At 73.6% G+C, this 16,036-nt stretch carries 14 protein-coding genes; 8 read left to right on the plus strand and 6 right to left on the minus strand.

All coding sequences use genetic code 11. The features are described from left to right. Positions 1–66: 66 nt before the first annotated feature. The 6 genes from rarD to SMD11_RS18680 form a co-directional block, all read right to left on the minus strand. Complete coding sequence (gene rarD, locus SMD11_RS18655) at positions 67–1,086, minus strand: EamA family transporter RarD (RefSeq protein WP_418952454.1); 1,020 nt, start codon at positions 1,084–1,086, stop codon at positions 67–69. Between the two features lie 234 nt (positions 1,087–1,320). After that, positions 1,321–2,370, minus strand: a complete 1,050-nt coding sequence (locus SMD11_RS18660; RefSeq protein ID WP_087927529.1) for a 2-oxoacid:ferredoxin oxidoreductase subunit beta — start codon at positions 2,368–2,370, stop codon at positions 1,321–1,323. Next, positions 2,363–4,348 (minus strand): 2-oxoacid:acceptor oxidoreductase subunit alpha, encoded by a 1,986-nt coding sequence (locus SMD11_RS18665; protein WP_087927530.1) that lies wholly within the window; start codon positions 4,346–4,348, stop codon positions 2,363–2,365. The genes SMD11_RS18660 and SMD11_RS18665 overlap by 8 nt, the downstream gene beginning before the upstream one ends. A 284-nt stretch (positions 4,349–4,632) precedes the next feature. Then, the gene (locus SMD11_RS18670; protein ID WP_283164979.1) at positions 4,633–5,292 is read right to left on the minus strand and encodes a response regulator transcription factor; all 660 of its coding nucleotides are present in this window, start codon (positions 5,290–5,292) and stop codon (positions 4,633–4,635) included. Positions 5,293–5,490: 198 nt separating this feature from the next. After that, complete coding sequence (locus SMD11_RS18675; RefSeq protein WP_087927531.1) at positions 5,491–6,816, minus strand: sensor histidine kinase; 1,326 nt, start codon at positions 6,814–6,816, stop codon at positions 5,491–5,493. Positions 6,817–6,977: 161 nt separating this feature from the next. Continuing rightward, complete coding sequence (locus SMD11_RS18680) at positions 6,978–8,219, minus strand: sensor histidine kinase (protein ID WP_418952455.1); 1,242 nt, start codon at positions 8,217–8,219, stop codon at positions 6,978–6,980. A gap of 138 nt (positions 8,220–8,357) precedes the next feature. On the opposite strand from SMD11_RS18680, the gene SMD11_RS18685 reads away from it, so the two are divergent. The 8 genes from SMD11_RS18685 to SMD11_RS18720 all read left to right on the plus strand — a co-directional run bounded on the left by SMD11_RS18685 (position 8,358) and on the right by SMD11_RS18720 (position 16,036). Then, positions 8,358–8,753, plus strand: a complete 396-nt coding sequence (locus SMD11_RS18685; protein ID WP_087927533.1) for an NADH-quinone oxidoreductase subunit A — start codon at positions 8,358–8,360, stop codon at positions 8,751–8,753. Then, entirely contained in the window at positions 8,723–9,379 is a 657-nt protein-coding gene (locus SMD11_RS18690; protein WP_283164915.1) for an NADH-quinone oxidoreductase subunit B, read from the plus strand. The genes SMD11_RS18685 and SMD11_RS18690 overlap by 31 nt, the downstream gene beginning before the upstream one ends. Positions 9,380–9,672: 293 nt before the next feature. Further along, on the plus strand, positions 9,673–11,544 hold the full coding sequence (locus tag SMD11_RS36440; protein ID WP_234366087.1) for an NADH-quinone oxidoreductase subunit C: 1,872 nt from the start codon (positions 9,673–9,675) through the stop codon (positions 11,542–11,544). Beyond that, entirely contained in the window at positions 11,541–12,506 is a 966-nt protein-coding gene (locus SMD11_RS18700; RefSeq protein ID WP_087927534.1) for a complex I subunit 1/NuoH family protein, read from the plus strand. The genes SMD11_RS36440 and SMD11_RS18700 overlap by 4 nt, the downstream gene beginning before the upstream one ends. Continuing rightward, positions 12,506–13,078 (plus strand): NuoI/complex I 23 kDa subunit family protein, encoded by a 573-nt coding sequence (locus tag SMD11_RS18705; RefSeq protein WP_087927535.1) that lies wholly within the window; start codon positions 12,506–12,508, stop codon positions 13,076–13,078. Before SMD11_RS18700 ends, SMD11_RS18705 begins: the two co-directional genes overlap by 1 nt. Continuing rightward, positions 13,075–13,680, plus strand: a complete 606-nt coding sequence (locus SMD11_RS18710; RefSeq protein ID WP_087927536.1) for an NADH-quinone oxidoreductase subunit J — start codon at positions 13,075–13,077, stop codon at positions 13,678–13,680. The genes SMD11_RS18705 and SMD11_RS18710 overlap by 4 nt, the downstream gene beginning before the upstream one ends. Further along, positions 13,680–14,039, plus strand: a complete 360-nt coding sequence (gene nuoK / locus SMD11_RS18715) for an NADH-quinone oxidoreductase subunit NuoK (RefSeq protein WP_087927537.1) — start codon at positions 13,680–13,682, stop codon at positions 14,037–14,039. The genes SMD11_RS18710 and nuoK overlap by 1 nt, the downstream gene beginning before the upstream one ends. Beyond that, positions 14,036–16,036, plus strand: a complete 2,001-nt coding sequence (locus SMD11_RS18720; RefSeq protein ID WP_087927538.1) for an NADH-quinone oxidoreductase subunit L — start codon at positions 14,036–14,038, stop codon at positions 16,034–16,036. The genes nuoK and SMD11_RS18720 overlap by 4 nt, the downstream gene beginning before the upstream one ends.

The raw sequence follows: 16,036 nt of genomic DNA on the forward strand, positions 1-16,036 counted from the left end.
CGCCCGGCCCGTGCCCGGACCCCGCGCCCGGACCCCGCGTCGGGCCTGCTCCGCCCTCTCCCGGCCCTACTTGGCGACGGCGTCCGCTTCGGGCTCCTCGGCGGGCTGCGCCGGGGAGTCCGTTCCGCCGGCCGCCCCGCCGTCCCGTACGCCCTCCGCCTTGTCCCGGGCGTCCCGCAGCCGCGCCCGCGCACTCCGGGCCGTACGCGCCGCGTCCCAGGTGAGCAGCGCCAGCGCCAGCCAGACCAGCGCGAAGCCGGCCCACCGCTCGGCGGGCATCGCCTCGTGGAAGACGACGAGGCCCAGCACGAACTGGAAGACGGGGGTGAGGTACTGCACCATCCCGATCACCGACAGCGGCAGCCGCACCGCCGCCACGCCGAAGCAGATCAGCGGCAGCGCGGTGATCACACCGGTGCCCATCAGCAGCAGGGCGTGCCCCGGGCCGGTGGCGGTGAAGGTGCTCCTCCCCTGCGCGCCGAGGAAGAGCAGGAAGCCCAGCGCGGGCAGGAACTGCACGGCCGTCTCGGCGGCCATCGACTCCAGCCCGCCCAGCGCGACCTTCTTCTTGACCAGGCTGTACGCGCTGAAGGTCAGCGCCAGCGTCAGCGCGACCCACGGCAGCTTGCCGTAGCCGACGGCCAGCACGACGACCGCGGCGCCGCCGACGCCCACCGCGGTCCACTGCGCCGGCCGCAGCCGCTCGCGCAGGACGAGCACGCCGACGGCGATGCTGACGAGCGGGTTGAAGAAGTACCCCATCGACGCCTCGATGACGTGTCCGGAGTTCACCGCCCAGATGTAGGCGGCCCAGTTCGTGGAGATGAGGACCGCGCCGAGCGCGACCATCCCCAGCCGCTTCGGCTGCCGCAGCAGCCCGGGTATCCAGTTCCAGCGGCGCGTCACGGCCAGCACGACCAGGACGGCGGCGAGCGACCACACCATGCGGTGGGCCAGGATCTCGACCGCTCCGGTCGGCTCCAGCAGGGGCCAGTAGAGCGGGAAGAGGCCCCAGATCGTATAGGCGGCGACCGCGCAGAGCAGACCTGTGCGGGTCTCGTTGCGAGGGGTGGGCGGCGGCAGCACGGGTTCCTCCCGGAGGGCGGGGCGACGTCGACCTTGCGAAGGTAGCGCCGCTCACCGGGCGGTGTCATGTCCGTATCGAATGACGGTCATGACATCGCGCGGCCGGTCACGCGGGAGGTGCGCCGGAGGCGGCCGGGTGCCGGGTGCCGGGCGGGGTGCGCGCATGCGAACGGCCGGGCACCCGCTCCCGGGTGACCGGCCGTGCTGTGTTCCGCAGGGGCCCTTACGCGTCGGCTAGCCGACGACCGTCCAGGTGTCGTTGCCGGCGAGGAGGGCGGCGAGGTCGCCCTTGCCCTTCTGCTCGACGGCGGTTTCGAGCTGGTCGGCCATGAGGGTGTCGTAGACGGGGCGCTCGGTGCTGCGGAAGACGCCGATGGGGGTGTGGTGGAGGGTGTCGGGGTCGGCGAGGCGGGAGAGGGCGAAGGCGGTGGTCGGGGACGCGGCGTGGGCGTCGTGGACCAGGATGTCGGCCTCGTTCCCGGGGGTGACCTCGACGACGTGGAGGTCACCGGTGGCCCGGTCGCGGATGACGCCCTTGGTGTTGTCCGAGCCGAAACGGATGGGCTGTCCGTGTTCGAGGCGGATGACGGCCTCTTGGGCCTGCTCCTTGTCCTTGAGGGCTTCGAAGGCGCCGTCGTTGAAGATGTTGCAGTTCTGGTAGATCTCCACCAGGGCGGTGCCGGGGTGCTCGGCGGCCTGGCGCAGGACCTCGGTGAGGTGCTTGCGGTCGGAGTCCACCGTGCGGGCCACGAAGGAGGCCTCCGCGCCGATCGCCAGCGACACGGGGTTGAAGGGCGCGTCGAGGGAGCCCATCGGCGTCGACTTGGTGATCTTCCCGACCTCGGAGGTGGGGGAGTACTGCCCCTTGGTCAGCCCGTAGATCCGGTTGTTGAACAGCAGGATCTTGAGGTTGACGTTGCGGCGGAGGGCGTGGATGAGGTGGTTGCCGCCGATGGAGAGGGCGTCGCCGTCGCCGGTGACGACCCAGACGGAGAGGTCCTGGCGGGAGGAGGCGAGGCCGGTGGCGATGGCGGGCGCGCGTCCGTGGATGGAGTGCATCCCGTAGGTGTTCATGTAGTACGGGAAGCGGGAGGAGCAGCCGATGCCGGAGACGAAGACGATGTTCTCTTTGGCGAGGCCGAGTTCGGGCATGAAGCCCTGGACGGCGGCGAGGATGGCGTAGTCACCGCAGCCGGGACACCAGCGCACCTCCTGGTCCGACTTGAAGTCCTTCATGGACTGCTTGGCCTCGGCCTTGGGCACCAGCTTCAGCGCCTCAGTCATTGATGGCCTCCTTGAGAGCCGTGGCGAGCTGCTCGGCCTTGAACGGCATGCCGTTGACCTGGTTGTACGAGTGGGCGTCGACCAGGTACTTCGCGCGGAGGAGCGTGGCGAGCTGGCCGAGGTTCATCTCCGGGACGATCACCTTGTCGTACCGCTTCAGCACCTCTCCCAGGTTCTTCGGGAAGGGGTTGAGGTGGCGCAGGTGGGCCTGGGCGATGGGGACGCCCTCGGTGCGCAGGCGGCGGACGGCCGCGGTGATCGGGCCGTAGGTCGAACCCCAGCCGAGGACCAGGGTCTTCGCACCGTGCGGGTCGTCGACGTCCAGGTCGGGGACGTCGACGCCGTCGATCTTGGCCTGGCGGGTGCGGACCATGAAGTCGTGGTTGGCCGGGTCGTAGCTGATGTTGCCCGTGCCGTCCTGCTTCTCGATGCCGCCGATGCGGTGCTCAAGGCCCGGCGTGCCCGGGACCGCCCACGGGCGGGCGAGGGTCTGCGGGTCGCGCTTGTACGGCCAGAAGACCTCGGTGCCGTCGGCGAGCTCGTGGTTCGGGCCGGTCGCGAACTGCACGCGCAGGTCGGGCAGCTCGTGGACCTCCGGGACCCGCCAGGGCTCGGAGCCGTTGGCGAGGTAGCCGTCGGACAGCAGGAACACCGGCGTCCGGTAGGTCAGGGCGATGCGGGCCGCGTCCACGGCCGCGTCGAAGCAGTCGGCGGGCGTGCGCGGCGCGACGACGGGCACGGGGGCCTCGCCGTTGCGTCCGTACATCGCCTGGAGCAGGTCGGCCTGCTCGGTCTTGGTCGGCAGGCCGGTCGAGGGGCCGCCGCGCTGGATGTCGACGATCAGCAGCGGGAGTTCGAGGCTGACCGCGAGGCCGATGGTCTCCGACTTCAGGGCCACACCCGGGCCGGAGGTGGTCGTGACGGCCAGCGCGCCGCCGAAGGCCGCGCCGAGCGCGGCGCCGATGCCGGCGATCTCGTCCTCGGCCTGGAAGGTGCGGACGCCGAAGTTCTTGTGCTTCGACAGCTCGTGCAGGATGTCCGAGGCCGGGGTGATCGGGTACGAGCCCAGGTAGAGGGGCAGGTCCGCCTGGCGGGCGGCGGCGATCAGGCCGTAGGACAGGGCGAGGTTGCCGGAGATGTTGCGGTACGTGCCCATGGGGAACGCGGCGGAGGCCGGCGCGACCTCGTAGGAGACGGCGAAGTCCTCGGTCGTCTCGCCGAAGTTCCAGCCGGCCCGGAAGGCCGCGACGTTCGCCTCGGCGATCTCGGGCTTCTTCGCGAACTTCTTCCGCAGGAAGGACTCGGTGTTCTGCGTGGGCCGGTGGTACATCCACGACAGCAGGCCGAGGGCGAACATGTTCTTGCTGCGCTCGGCCTCCTTGCGGGACAGGCCGAAGTCCTTGAGCGCCTCGATCGTGAGCGTCGTCAGCGGGACCGGGTGGACGCGGTAGGCGTCCAGGGAGCCGTCCTCCAGCGGGGAGGTGGCGTACCCGACCTTGGCCATGGGGCGCTTGGTGAACTCGTCGGTGTTGACGATGATCTCGGCGCCGCGGGGGACGTCGGCGATGTTCGCCTTGAGGGCGGCGGGGTTCATGGCCACCAGGACGTCGGGGGCGTCGCCGGGGGTGAGGATGTCGTGGTCGGCGAAGTGGAGCTGGAAGGACGAGACGCCGGGCAGGGTTCCGGCGGGGGCGCGGATCTCGGCGGGGAAGTTCGGCAGGGTCGACAGGTCGTTGCCGAACGACGCGGTCTCCGAGGTGAAACGGTCGCCCGTGAGCTGCATGCCGTCACCCGAGTCCCCCGCGAACCGGATGATCACCCGCTCGAGCTTCCGCACCTCCTTGGCGCCGGACCCCTCCGCGGGGTCGCGCCGGGGGGCGAGGAGCGCTGTGTCCCGCTCCGCCGTGGGCGGGGCGACCCCACCCGGCTGCTCGGCTGGTTCGGCCTGTTCGGCCGGGCTACTGACCTGGCTGGTCACTGCTTCGGACCTCCCTCATGGCGGCGGCGCGCACACGGTGGTGCCGACCGGCTTACCCAGGGCCATCGTACGTGGGTAAGGGTCGCCTACCTGGGATGGATCAGAAGATCGAATCGAGGAAGCAGCGGCTTTATATCCGGAAAATGTGGGTTTTTACGGTCGTACGGGCCTTCGATGGGAAGACGTCCCCCACTAGTCCTTTGGTTCTAGGCCTTTCCCGGCCGCGCGCCCGGCGGACCCCTCCGACCTGGACACCTTCCACGGCCGGGCGACCCGGCAGTGGATCATGACCGGAGGTGCGTCAGCACGGCCAGCACCCGGCGGTGATCCCCGTCACTAGGGGAAAGCCCAAGCTTCAGGAAGATGTTGCTGACGTGCTTCTCGACGGCACCGTCGCTGACCACCAGCTGGCGGGCGATGGCGGAATTCGTCCTTCCTTCGGCCATCAGACCGAGGACCTCCCGCTCCCGGGGCGTCAGCCCGGCCAGCACGTCCTGCTTGCGGCTGCGGCCCAGCAGCTGCGCCACCACCTCGGGGTCCAGGGCCGTGCCGCCGCGCGCCACGCGCACCACCGCGTCCACGAACTCGCGGACCTCGGCCACCCGGTCCTTCAGCAGATAGCCGACGCCCCGGCTGCTGCCGGCCAGCAGCTCGGTGGCGTACTGCTCCTCCACGTACTGCGAGAGCACCAGCACGCCCAGCTCCGGGTGCTCCCGGCGCAGCTGGACGGCCGCCCGGACGCCCTCGTCGGTATGGGTCGGGGGCATCCGCACGTCCGCGACGACCACGTCCGGCAGGGCGCCCTCGGCGGCGAGCTCGGCGATGGCCTTGAGCAGCGCCTGCGCGTCGCCGACGCCGGCCACGACGTCATGGCCACGGTCCGTCAGGAGCCGGGTCAGGCCCTCCCGGAGAAGCACCGAGTCCTCGGCGATGACGACCCGCACCCTGTCTTCCACGATCACGACCTCCGGCCCCCTGTCCCGGCGTCCGCCGGTTCTCGCTGCAACCTTCCCAGCATCGCAGCAATCGGGGCGGGGTGTGGGGAGCGGCGGGTGCGCGGGCCCTTCGCCGCGCTCCGCGCGGAGTGCCCGCGAGCGCCGGGCGGGCGGGGTTCCCGCCCGCCCGGCGCCCGTCGCCGGGGTTCAGCCGCGCCAGGGGAGCTCGGCCGTGACCGTGGTCGGGCCGCCCGCCGGGGAGTCCACCACCAGGAGCCCGTCGACCGAGCCCAGCCGCTCGGCGAGGCCGGCCAGCCCGCTGCCGCCCTCCGTGGACGCGCCGCCCTGCCCGTCGTCGGACACCTGGAGCATCACCCGCTGCCCCGAGCGCCACACGTCGACGCGCCCCGAGCGGGCCCGGCTGTGCTTGCTGATGTTCTGGAGGAGCTCCGAGACGGTGAAGTAGGCGATGCCCTCGATCGCCGCCGCGGGGCGGGCCGGCAGGTCCACCTCGACCGTCACCGGCACCGTGCACCGCGCGGCCAGCGCGGAGAGGGCCGGGCCGAGGCCGCGGTCGGTGAGGATGGCGGGGTGGATGCCGCGGGCGAGGTCGCGGAGTTCCTGGAGGGCGAGCTTCACCTCGCCGTGCGCCTCGTCGACCATCCGGGCCGCGGCCTCCGGGTCCTCCTCCAGCTTCTCCTTCGCCAGACCGAGATCCATGGCGAGGGCGACGAGCCGGGCCTGGGCGCCGTCGTGCAGGTCGCGCTCGATGCGGCGCAGGTCGGCGGCGGCGGTGTCCACGACGACGCCGCGGTCCTCCTCCAGCTCCCACACCCGGGTCGCCAGCCGGGACGGCCCGAGCAGGCCCACGACCAGCATCCGGTCCACGTACGCCATGCCGCGGATGATCCACGGGGTGACCAGGACCAGGACCAGACCGGCGGCGCTGGTGACCCCGATCTCGAAGGGGTTGTCGAGGTAGAGGGCGGTGCCGTCGGCGTCGCCGTACACCTGCATGCCCGGCTGCCCCCAGTACGCCGGGTACATCCACGCGTAGAGCGGGTAGAGGAACACCGCCCAGCCGACGGCCCACAGTGTCAGCGACACGCAGAACGCCGCGACGGCCCACGGCATGTGCACCAGCGCGTAGAGCAGGTGCCGCCAGGACGTGCCGCTCTTGAGCAGCGCCGTCATCCAGGCCATCGGCCCGCCGCGGCCCTTGGCGGGGCGTACGGGCTCGGGCTCGGCGACCTCCAGGCCCAGCAGCCCCCGCGCCCGCGCCCGCTCCACCGCGCCCAGCGCCCGTGCCCCGGCGAGCGCCCCGGCCAGCACCGGTACACCGAGGAAGGTGATCAGCAGTCCGACGCCCGTCGACACCATGGTGATCGCGAAGGAGAAGGCGATCACCGAGATCGGAAGGCTGAGCAGGAGATGGAGGAACTCACGCCAGGTGCGGCCCTCCAGCGGTGCGCGCAGCACGGCGGGCACCCGGTGGGCCCGGGGTGCCGTCGCCTGTCCGTGATCCATGGCCATCTCCTCGTCCGATCTCCTTGACCGCGTGCGGCCGTGTCCGGCCGCGTCGTGTGCGCCGCTCGATGCCTCAAGGCTCGCCGACGGCGGCGCCGCGGACCATGGAGCGCGTCGGTGTCCCGGGGGTAGGGCTGTCCCCACCCCCCGGGGTGCGTGCGGCCGGTTCAGCCCGCCGCGCGGTCCCGCCACGGCAGCTCGGCCGTGATCACGGTGGGCCCGCCCGCCGGCGACTCCACGGCGAGCAGCCCGTCGACCGAGCCCAGCCGCTCGGCGAGCCCGGCCAGCCCGCTGCCGCCTTCCGTGGACGCGCCGCCCCGCCCGTCGTCGCGCACCTGGATCAGCAGCCGCTTCCCGCTCCGCCACACCTCGACCTCGGCCGAGCGGGCCCGGCTGTGCTTGCTGACGTTCTGGAGGAGCTCCGAGACGGTGAAGTAGGCGATGCCCTCGATCGCCGCCGCCGGCCGCTCCCCGAGCTCCGCCGTGACCGCCACCGGCACCGTGCACCGCCCGGCCACCGACGACAGGGCCGGGCCGAGGCCGCGGTCGGTGAGGATGGCGGGGTGGATGCCGCGGGCGAGGTCGCGGAGTTCCTGGAGGGCGAGCTTCACCTCGCCGTGCGCCTCGTCGACCATCCGGGCCGCGGCCTCCGGGTCCTCCAGCAGCTTCTCCTTCGCCAGACCCAGGCCCATGGCGAGGGCGACGAGCCGGGCCTGGGCGCCGTCGTGGAGATCGCGCTCGATGCGGCGCAGGTCCGCGGCGGCCGTGTCCACGACCACGCCGCGGTCCTCCTCCAGCTCGGCGATCCGCCGCTCCAGCTCGCTGGACGGGCTGAGCAGACCGCGCACCATCGCCCGGTCCACGTTCGACATGGCCCGCGCCAGATGACCCAGCACCGGCCAGGCGACGAACAGCGAGACCAGCGTGAGCGCGAAAGTGAGAACGCCCCATGGCAATCGGATGAACGCGTACAGCGTGCCGCGCCACGCCACCGGGTCCTTCAGGGCCGTCCACACCCACGCGAAGAATCCGGCGTTGCGGCGCTGGCGCGAGAGCGGGCTCGGCTCGTCGATCCGCACCCCCAGCAGCCACCGCGCCCGGCGGCGCTCCCACCGGCCCAGCGCCCGCATCCCCAGCAGACCGGCGGCCAGCATCGGCAGCCCGACGACGGTGACCGCGAGCAGGACGCCCGCGTAGAGCCAGACGGCCACGTAGACGAAGCCGAGCAGCCCCATCGGCAGATCGAGCAGCAGGTACGCCACTTCCCGCCACGTCCGGGCGTCGAACGCGAAGCGGGCGGGCGGCAGGCGGTCGCCGCCGTCCTGGGCGGAGGCGCCGTGCGGACCCCGGGGGAGGCCACGGCCGGCCGCGCTTTTCGCGGCTTTTCCGGTCATACTGCTGGCGGTCATAGCCCTAAGCCTGCATGGCCGGAGTGGGCCGCCGCCATGGGGGCCGTGGGTGGTGAGGGGTGGGGATAACCCCACCAGGGCCTAGACTCCCGTGCGTACAGATCGTCGAACACGCGGGACAGGGAGCGAGGGGCGGACGTGCCGGAGGCCGGTGTCCACATCGCGGCGGACTACTTCCACAGCTATTCCGTGGTCGGCCTGCTCGCGGTCGTCGGCGTGCTCTTCGTCGCCGTCGCCTTCACGGCCGGCCGGCTGCTGCGGCCCGTCGTGCCGACGCCCGAGAAGCTCCTGACGTACGAGTGCGGCGTGGACCCGGTCGGCGAGGGCTGGGCGCACACCCAGATCCGCTACTACGTCTACGCCTTCCTCTACGTGATCTTCGCCGTCGACTCGATCTTCCTGTTCCCCTGGGCGACGGTCTTCGCCGCGCCCGGATTCGGCGGCGCGACGCTCGTGGAGATGTTCATCTTCCTCGGCTTCCTGGCCGTGGGTCTGTTGTACGCATGGAAGAAGGGCGTCCTGGAGTGGACGTGACACCCCCGGCACCCCCCGTGGACCTGCCCGAGCCGCGCCGCCTCGGAGTGCTGTCCCGGCTCGCGCCCGAACCCATGAAGGTGGTCCTGAACTGGGGCCGCCGCTACAGCCTGTGGGTCTTCAACTTCGGCCTGGCCTGCTGCGCGATCGAGTTCATCGCCGCGTCCATGGCCCGGCACGACTTCATCCGCCTCGGCGTCATCCCCTTCGCGCCGGGTCCCCGCCAGGCGGACCTCATGATCGTCTCGGGGACGGTCACGGACAAGATGGCGCCGGCGGTCAAGCGGCTCTACGAGCAGATGCCCGAGCCGAAGTACGTCATCTCCTTCGGGGCCTGCTCGAACTGCGGCGGCCCGTACTGGGACTCGTACTCGGTGACGAAGGGCGTGGACCAGATCATCCCGGTCGACGTCTACGTGCCGGGGTGCCCGCCGCGGCCGGAGGCGCTGCTCCAGGGCATCCTCAAGCTCCAGGAGAAGATCGCGAAGGAGTCGCTGGGCGAGCGGTACGCCTCCGGCGGGGGCGCGGGCGCGTCCACGGCGGCGCTGCGCAGCGGGCTGGTGACGCCGCCGCCGGTGCCGGGCGGCGAGCCGGGCGTTGCGCCGGGCGGTGAGACGGGCCGATGAGCGAGCCGAGGGACGAGTCGGCGGGGGCCGCCGGGTCCGCCGGGTCCGCCGGGTCCGCCGACGGGCGTGAGGCCGGGGCGCGGGCCGCCGGGCCGGACACCGCGAAGCCAGGGGCCGCCGCGGAGCCCGCCGGGGCTGGTGCCGGGACACCCGCGTCCGGCGAGCCGGCCGCTGCGGGGGCTGAGGCCGGGACACCCGCGTCCGCCGCTGCCGGGACCGCCGACGGGTCCACTCCCGAGCCGTCCGCTGCTTCTTCTTCTTCTGCCTCTGCCGACACTCCCGCTCCGCCGCCCGTGGCCGAGCCGGCCGTCGGCTGGCTGCCGCACCCGGCGACGGAGCTCTTCGGCGAGGGCGCGAGCGCGGCGGAGGCCTACGACCTCCTCACGATCGACGTACCCGCCGGGGCGTGGATCGCCGCGCTGGAGACGGCGCGCACCACGCTCGGCTGCACCTTCTTCGACTGGCTGAGCGCCGTCGACGAGCCGGGCACGGGCTTCCGCGTCTGCGCGCACGTCGCCGCGCTGCCGGGCACGGCCGGCGAGGGCGTGCGGCGGCTGATCGTACGGACCACCGTGCCGCACGACGCGCCGGTCCTGCCCACGGCGATCGGCGTCTACGCCGGGGCCGCGTGGCACGAGCGCGAGACGCGCGAGATGTTCGGCGTGGAGTTCGAGGGGCACCCCGACCCCGCGCCGCTGCTGCTCCCGGAGGGCTTCGAGGGCCACCCGCTGCGCAAGGACTTCGTCCTGGCGGCGCGGGTCGCGAAGGCGTGGCCGGGCGCGAAGGAACCGGGCGAGTCCGAGCACGGCGGCCCGAAGCGACGCCAGATGCTCCCGCCCGGCGTCCCCGACCCCAACGAGTGGGGCCCCCTCAAGGGCCAGCTCCCCCCGGCCCCCGCCCGCCCGGCCCGAGCGGCCCGCCCGGCGGGCGACCGCCCGGTCCGGCGCACCCGCACGACGGGCGAAGGCTCGGCGAGCCAGGCGGAGCCGGCGCCGCGCCGTACCCGCAGCGTGAGCGAGGGCTCCGCGAGCCAGACGGAAGGGGCGGCGGCCCCGGCCCGGCGCGCGCGCAGTGCGAGCGAGGGCTCGGCGAGCCAGGCGGAGCCGGCGCCGCGCCGTACCCGCAGCGCGAGCGAGGGCTCCGCGAGCCAGCAGGCGCCTGCCCCGGTGGCCGGTCCGCGCCGCAACCGCGGCGTGAACGAGGGCTCCGCGAGCCGGCAGCCCGCGGCCGACCAGCCGAACCAGGCTGGCCGGCAGACAGCAGCGGACCAGCCGATCGAGGCGGACCAGCCGATCGAGGCGGACCAGCAGGCCGCGGCGGACCAGCAGGCCGCGGCGGACCAGCCGCGCCCCGCCCGTACCCGCCCGGCCCCGTCCTCCTCGGACGCCCCCTGGCACCACGCCCGCCCGGCCTTCGACGAGAACCCCCCGGCAAAGCCCCCCACGCCCCCGGCCCCGGAAGCCAAGCCGGAACCCACCGAGCCCCGCCCCGCCACGACACCGGAGCCCCCGGCCGAGGCGGGGTCCGGCGCCGAGCCGCCCGCCGCCCGCGAGGCCGAGCCGGCCGAGTCGCCGACCGGCACCGCTCCGGCCACCGAGCCGCAGGCGCTTGACATCCGTGGGGACCAGGCCGCCCGGTCCGCCGAGCTTCGCCCTGCCTCGACGCCGGAGCCCCCGGCCGAGGCAGGGTCCGGCGCCGAGCCGCAGGCCCCCGCCGCCCGCGAGGCCGGGCCCGCCGCGTCTCCGACCGGCGCCGAGCCGGCCACGGCACCGGAAGTCCCGGCGGCCGGGTCCGGCGAGTCCCCGGCCGGTGCCGTCCCGGGCGCCGAGCCGCAGACACCTCACACCCGTGAGAGCCAGGCCGCCGCACCGGACTCCGGTACGGGCGCGGGCGCCCGGTCCGCCGAGCCCCGCCCCGCCACGGCCCCGGCGCCCCCGGCCGCCGAGCCCGCCCCCGCGAGGCCCGGCGCCGAGCCGCAGGCCCCGGCCGAGCCCCCGGCCGGTGCCGGCACCGCCGCCCCCGCGGAACCCGGCGGTCCCGCCGACGAGCCCGCCGCGCCCCCGGCCGGGCCCGGCCCCGGCGCCGGCCCCACCGACCCCACCCGCGGCAAAGCCGCACACGGCACCCCCGAAGACGACACCCCCGCCGGAGGCGACCCCGCATGAGCGACACTCTCGACGTCGTCCTGCGCCTCCTCGCCGTGTTCGTCGTCTTCCTCGTGCTGCCGCTCGCGATCGGGCAGACCGAGCACAAGGTCATGGCCCATATGCAGGGGCGCCTCGGGCCCATGTACGCCGGTGGGTTCCACGGCTGGGCCCAGCTCGTCGCCGACGGGGTGAAGTTCGCGCAGAAGGAGGACGTCGTCCCCGCGGGCGCGGACCGGCGGATCTTCCAGCTCGCGCCCGCCGTGGCGCTGCTGCCCTACCTCCTCGTCCTCGTCGCGATCCCGGTCGGTCCGGGCAACGCCGTCGGGCAGTTCGTCGACGCGGGCATCTTCTTCGTGCTCGCCGTCATGGGCGTCGGCGTCCTCGGCTCGCTGATGGCCGGCTGGGCGTCCGCCAACAAGTTCTCGCTGCTCGGCGGCCTCCGCACCGCCGCCCAGCTGATGGCCTACGAGCTTCCGATGCTGCTCACCGCCGCCTCGGTCGCGATGGCCGCCGGCACGGTGTCCCTGCCCGGCATCGTGGACGCCTTCCACTGGTGGTGGGTCCCCTGGCAGATCGTCGGCGGGGTGGTGTTCTTCATCGCCGGCCTCGCCGAGCTCCAGCGCCCGCCCTTCGACATGCCGGTCGCCGACTCCGAGATCATCTTCGGCGCGTACACCGAGTACACCGGCCTCCGCTTCGCCCTCTTCCTGCTCTCCGAGTACGCGGGCATCGTCGTCCTGTGCGGCCTGACCACGGTCCTCTTCCTCGGCGGCTGGCACGGCCCGTTCGGCGCCGACGGCCTCGGCTGGCTGTGGACGCTGCTCAAGGCCGCCCTGCTCGCCTTCGTGGTCATCTGGCTCCGCGTGACCTATCCGCGGCTCCGCGAGGACCAGCTCCAGAAGCTGGCCTGGACCGTCCTCATCCCGCTCTCCCTCGCGCAGATCGCGCTCACCGGCGTCGTCAAGGTGGTGATCCAGTAGTGTCCCCGTTCCCCGGCTCCGGCCTGGCCAAGGGCCTCGCCGTCACCCTCCGGACGATGACGAAGCGCACGGTCACGGCCCAGTACCCGGACGTCCAGCCCGAGCTCCCGCCCCGCACCCGCGGGGTCATCGGCCTGTTCGAGGAGAACTGCACGGTCTGCATGCTGTGCGCCCGTGAGTGCCCCGACTGGTGCATCTACATCGACTCCCACAAGGAGACCGTGCCCCCGGCCGCCCCCGGCGGCCGCGAGCGCAGCCGGAACGTCCTCGACCGCTTCGCGATCGACTTCTCGCTCTGCATGTACTGCGGCATCTGCATCGAGGTCTGCCCCTTCGACGCGCTCTTCTGGTCCCCCGAGTTCGAGTACGCCGAGACGGACATCCACGACCTCACCCACGAGCGCGACAAGCTCCGCGAGTGGATGTGGACGGTCCCCGAGCCGCCCGCGCTCGACCCCGCGGCCGAGGAGCCCAAGGAGATCGCGGCGGCCCGCAAGACCGCCGAGAAGCTGGCGGCCCAGGAAGCGGCCGCGGCCCAGGAGCAGCAGGAGAAGAAGGAGGGAGAAGCATGACCGGCACGGGCCTCACCGCGCTCGCCGCCCAGGCGCACGGCACCACCGCGCTCGCCGCGAAGGCGCACGGCTTCCTCTCCCCGACCGGCGTCGAGGTCGCCTTCCTCCTCGTCGGCCTCGTCACCTTCGGCGCCGCCCTCGTGACCGTCACCACCAAGCAGCTCGTGCACGCCGCCCTGTGGCTGGTGGTCACCCTCGGCGGCCTCGCCGTGGAGTACCTCCTCCTCACGGCCGAGTTCATCGCCTGGGTGCAGGTGCTGATCTACGTCGGCTCCGTCGTCGTCCTGCTGCTCTTCGGACTGATGCTCACCAAGGCCCCCATCGGCCGCTCCCCGGACGCCGACTCCGGCAACCGATGGCCCGCCCTCGGCGTCGCCGTCGCCGCTGCCGCCGCCCTCGTCTGGGTGGTGACCGACGCCTTCCGCGCGACGTGGATCGACCTGGAGGGCGCCGCGGCCGCCGGGGAGGGCTCGACCAAGGTCACCGGCGAGTTCCTCTTCCGGCACTGGGTGCTGCCCTTCGAGGCGCTGTCCGTCCTGCTGCTGGCCGCGCTCGTCGGCGCGATCGTCCTCTCCCGGCGCAAGAGCGGGGAGCAGCGCTGATGCATCTCGTCTACCCCGCCGTCCTCGCCGCGCTCCTCTTTTGCACCGGCCTCTACGGCGTCCTCGCCCGGCGCAACGCCATCCTCGTCCTGATGTCCGTCGAGCTCATGCTCAACGCCGTCAACCTCAACCTCGTCGCCTTCGACGTCTGGCTGCGCGACGAGCTCCACGCCGGACAGGCCCTCACCCTCTTCACCATCGCCATCGCCGCCGCCGAGATCGGCATCGGCCTCGCGATCGTGCTGCTCGTCCACCGCAACCGCGGCACCGCCGACGTCGACCGGCTCCGCGACCTCGCGGAGAGCGGGCAGCGCACCGAACCCGCCGACCGCGAGCACCAGGCGGAGGCCGCCGCATGACGACCACGACCACCGCCGTCCTCGTCCCGCTGCTGCCCTTCCTCGGCGCCGTCGCGGGCCTCCTGCTCGGCCGCCGCGCCCCCGGCTTCGTACGGCCCCTCGCCGTGCTGCCGACCGTCGCCGCGGCCGTCCTCGCCGTCGTCGTCGCCTGGCGGCAGGGCGGCGGCACCGGCGAGGAGGCGATCGACGCCGCCGTCGAGCTCACCCCGACCGGCTCCGTCCCGATCGACCTCGCCCTGCACCTCGACGGCTTCGCCGTCCTCGTCGCCGTCCTCGTCGGCGTCGTCGCGTCCTGCGTCCAGCTGTACTCGACCGCCTACCTGCGCGACGACCCCCGCTACCCCTCCTACGCCGCCCTCGTCTCCCTCTTCACCTCCGCCATGCTGCTCGTCGTCTACTCCGGCGACCTGATGGTGCTGCTGGTCGGCTGGGAGATCATGGGCATCTGCTCGTACTTCCTGGTCGGCCACTACTGGGAGACCGAGGCCGCCCGCGCCGCCTCCCTCAAGGCCTTCCTGGTCACCAAGCTCGGCGACGTCCCCTTCCTGATCGGCATCCTCGCGCTGGCCGCCGACGCCGGAACGTTCCGGATCAACGGCATCCTCACCGCCGCCGTCTCCGGCGACCTCGCCCACCCCACGCTGATCGCGCTGCTGCTCCTCGCCGGCGTCGCGGGCAAGTCCGCGCAGTTCCCGCTGCACACCTGGCTGCCGGACGCGATGGCCGGCCCCACGCCCGTCTCCGCGCTGATCCACGCCGCGACGATGGTCGCCGCCGGCGTCTACTTCATCGCCCGGCTGCTGCCCGTCTTCGCGGCCTCCGCCGCGGCCCTGGTCGTGCTCGCCGTGACGGCCGCCGTCACCATGGCCGGCTCGGCCCTCGCCGCGCTCGCCCAGGACGACATCAAGCGCGTCCTCGCCTACTCGACCGTCGGCCAGCTCGGCTACATGACCGGCGCCCTCGCCGTGGGCAACCGCGACGCGGCCGTCTTCCACCTCATCACCCACGGCGCGTTCAAGGCCCTCCTCTTCCTCGGGGCAGGCGTGATCATCCACGCGGCCGGCACGAACTCGCTGGCCGCGATGGCCAGGACCGGCGGGCTCGCCAAGCGCGTCCCCGACGCCTGCTGGACGATGACCGTCGCCCTCCTCGCGCTCGCCGCGATCCCGCCCTTCAGCGGCTTCTTCTCCAAGGAGGCCGTCCTCGGCGCCGCGGAGCACGCCGCCAGCGGCGACACCCCCGGCATCCCGGGCGCGGCCGGCTGGACCGTCCTCGCCGCGGGGCTCCTCACCGCCCTCCTCACCGCGGCCTACGCCACCCGCCTGTGGCTGCTGGCATTCCGCGGCAAGGGCCCCGAGGCCCCCGCGCACGGCCGCGAACCGGTCGCCATGAACGCCGTCCTCTGGGTGCTGTTCGTCCCCGCCCTCGGGCTCGGCCTCGCCGCCTGGAAGCTCCCCGACTGGTTCGACGGGCACTCCCTCACCCCGACCCTCACCACCTCCGTCCTCGGCACCGGCGCCGCACTCGTCGGCGGCCTCCTCACCTACGGGGCCTGGCGGCGCACCGCCGCGCTCGCCGCCCGCACCCCCATGGGCGCCGTCGCCGCCGACCCCGGCGCCTCCCCGGCCGTCTCCGAGGAGGAGGCCATCGCCACCCACGAGGCCGTCTACGGGAACATCGCCTCCGCGAAGGACCCGGCCGACCCCGGCCGTCTCCTCCTCGGCCCCCTGCACCGCCACGCCGCGGCCGGCTTCCACCTCGACGCCGTCTACGACGCCCTGTTCGTCCGGCCCGTGCGCGGCGCCGCCCGGCTCGCGCACTTCCTCGACCGCGAGGTCGTCGAGACCTACGTCCGCGGCGCGGGCACCGCCCCCGGCCTGCTCGGCGCGGCCGTCCGCAAGGCCCAGACCGGCAATGTGCAGACCTACCTCAGCGCCCTGCTCGCCGGCTCCGTGGTGCTGGCCGTCGCCGCCGTGCTCGTAGCCACCGGAGCCTGA

It is taken from the genome of Streptomyces albireticuli (genome assembly GCF_002192455.1).
Classification (GTDB): domain Bacteria; phylum Actinomycetota; class Actinomycetes; order Streptomycetales; family Streptomycetaceae; genus Streptomyces; species Streptomyces albireticuli_B.

What these genes read in the sequence shown, in the direction of transcription:
- SMD11_RS18675 (WP_087927531.1), bottom strand. Translation starts at nt 6,816, where the DNA reads ATGGCCATGGATCACGGACAGGCGACGGCACCCCGGGCCCACCGGGTG.
- SMD11_RS18720 (WP_087927538.1), top strand. Translation starts at nt 14,036, where the DNA reads ATGACGACCACGACCACCGCCGTCCTCGTCCCGCTGCTGCCCTTCCTC.
- SMD11_RS18680 (WP_418952455.1), bottom strand. Translation starts at nt 8,219, where the DNA reads ATGACCGCCAGCAGTATGACCGGAAAAGCCGCGAAAAGCGCGGCCGGC.
- SMD11_RS18660 (WP_087927529.1), bottom strand. Translation starts at nt 2,370, where the DNA reads ATGACTGAGGCGCTGAAGCTGGTGCCCAAGGCCGAGGCCAAGCAGTCC.
- nuoK (WP_087927537.1), top strand. Translation starts at nt 13,680, where the DNA reads ATGCATCTCGTCTACCCCGCCGTCCTCGCCGCGCTCCTCTTTTGCACC.
- SMD11_RS18690 (WP_283164915.1), top strand. Translation starts at nt 8,723, where the DNA reads ATGGAAGAAGGGCGTCCTGGAGTGGACGTGACACCCCCGGCACCCCCC.
- SMD11_RS18700 (WP_087927534.1), top strand. Translation starts at nt 11,541, where the DNA reads ATGAGCGACACTCTCGACGTCGTCCTGCGCCTCCTCGCCGTGTTCGTC.
- SMD11_RS18710 (WP_087927536.1), top strand. Translation starts at nt 13,075, where the DNA reads ATGACCGGCACGGGCCTCACCGCGCTCGCCGCCCAGGCGCACGGCACC.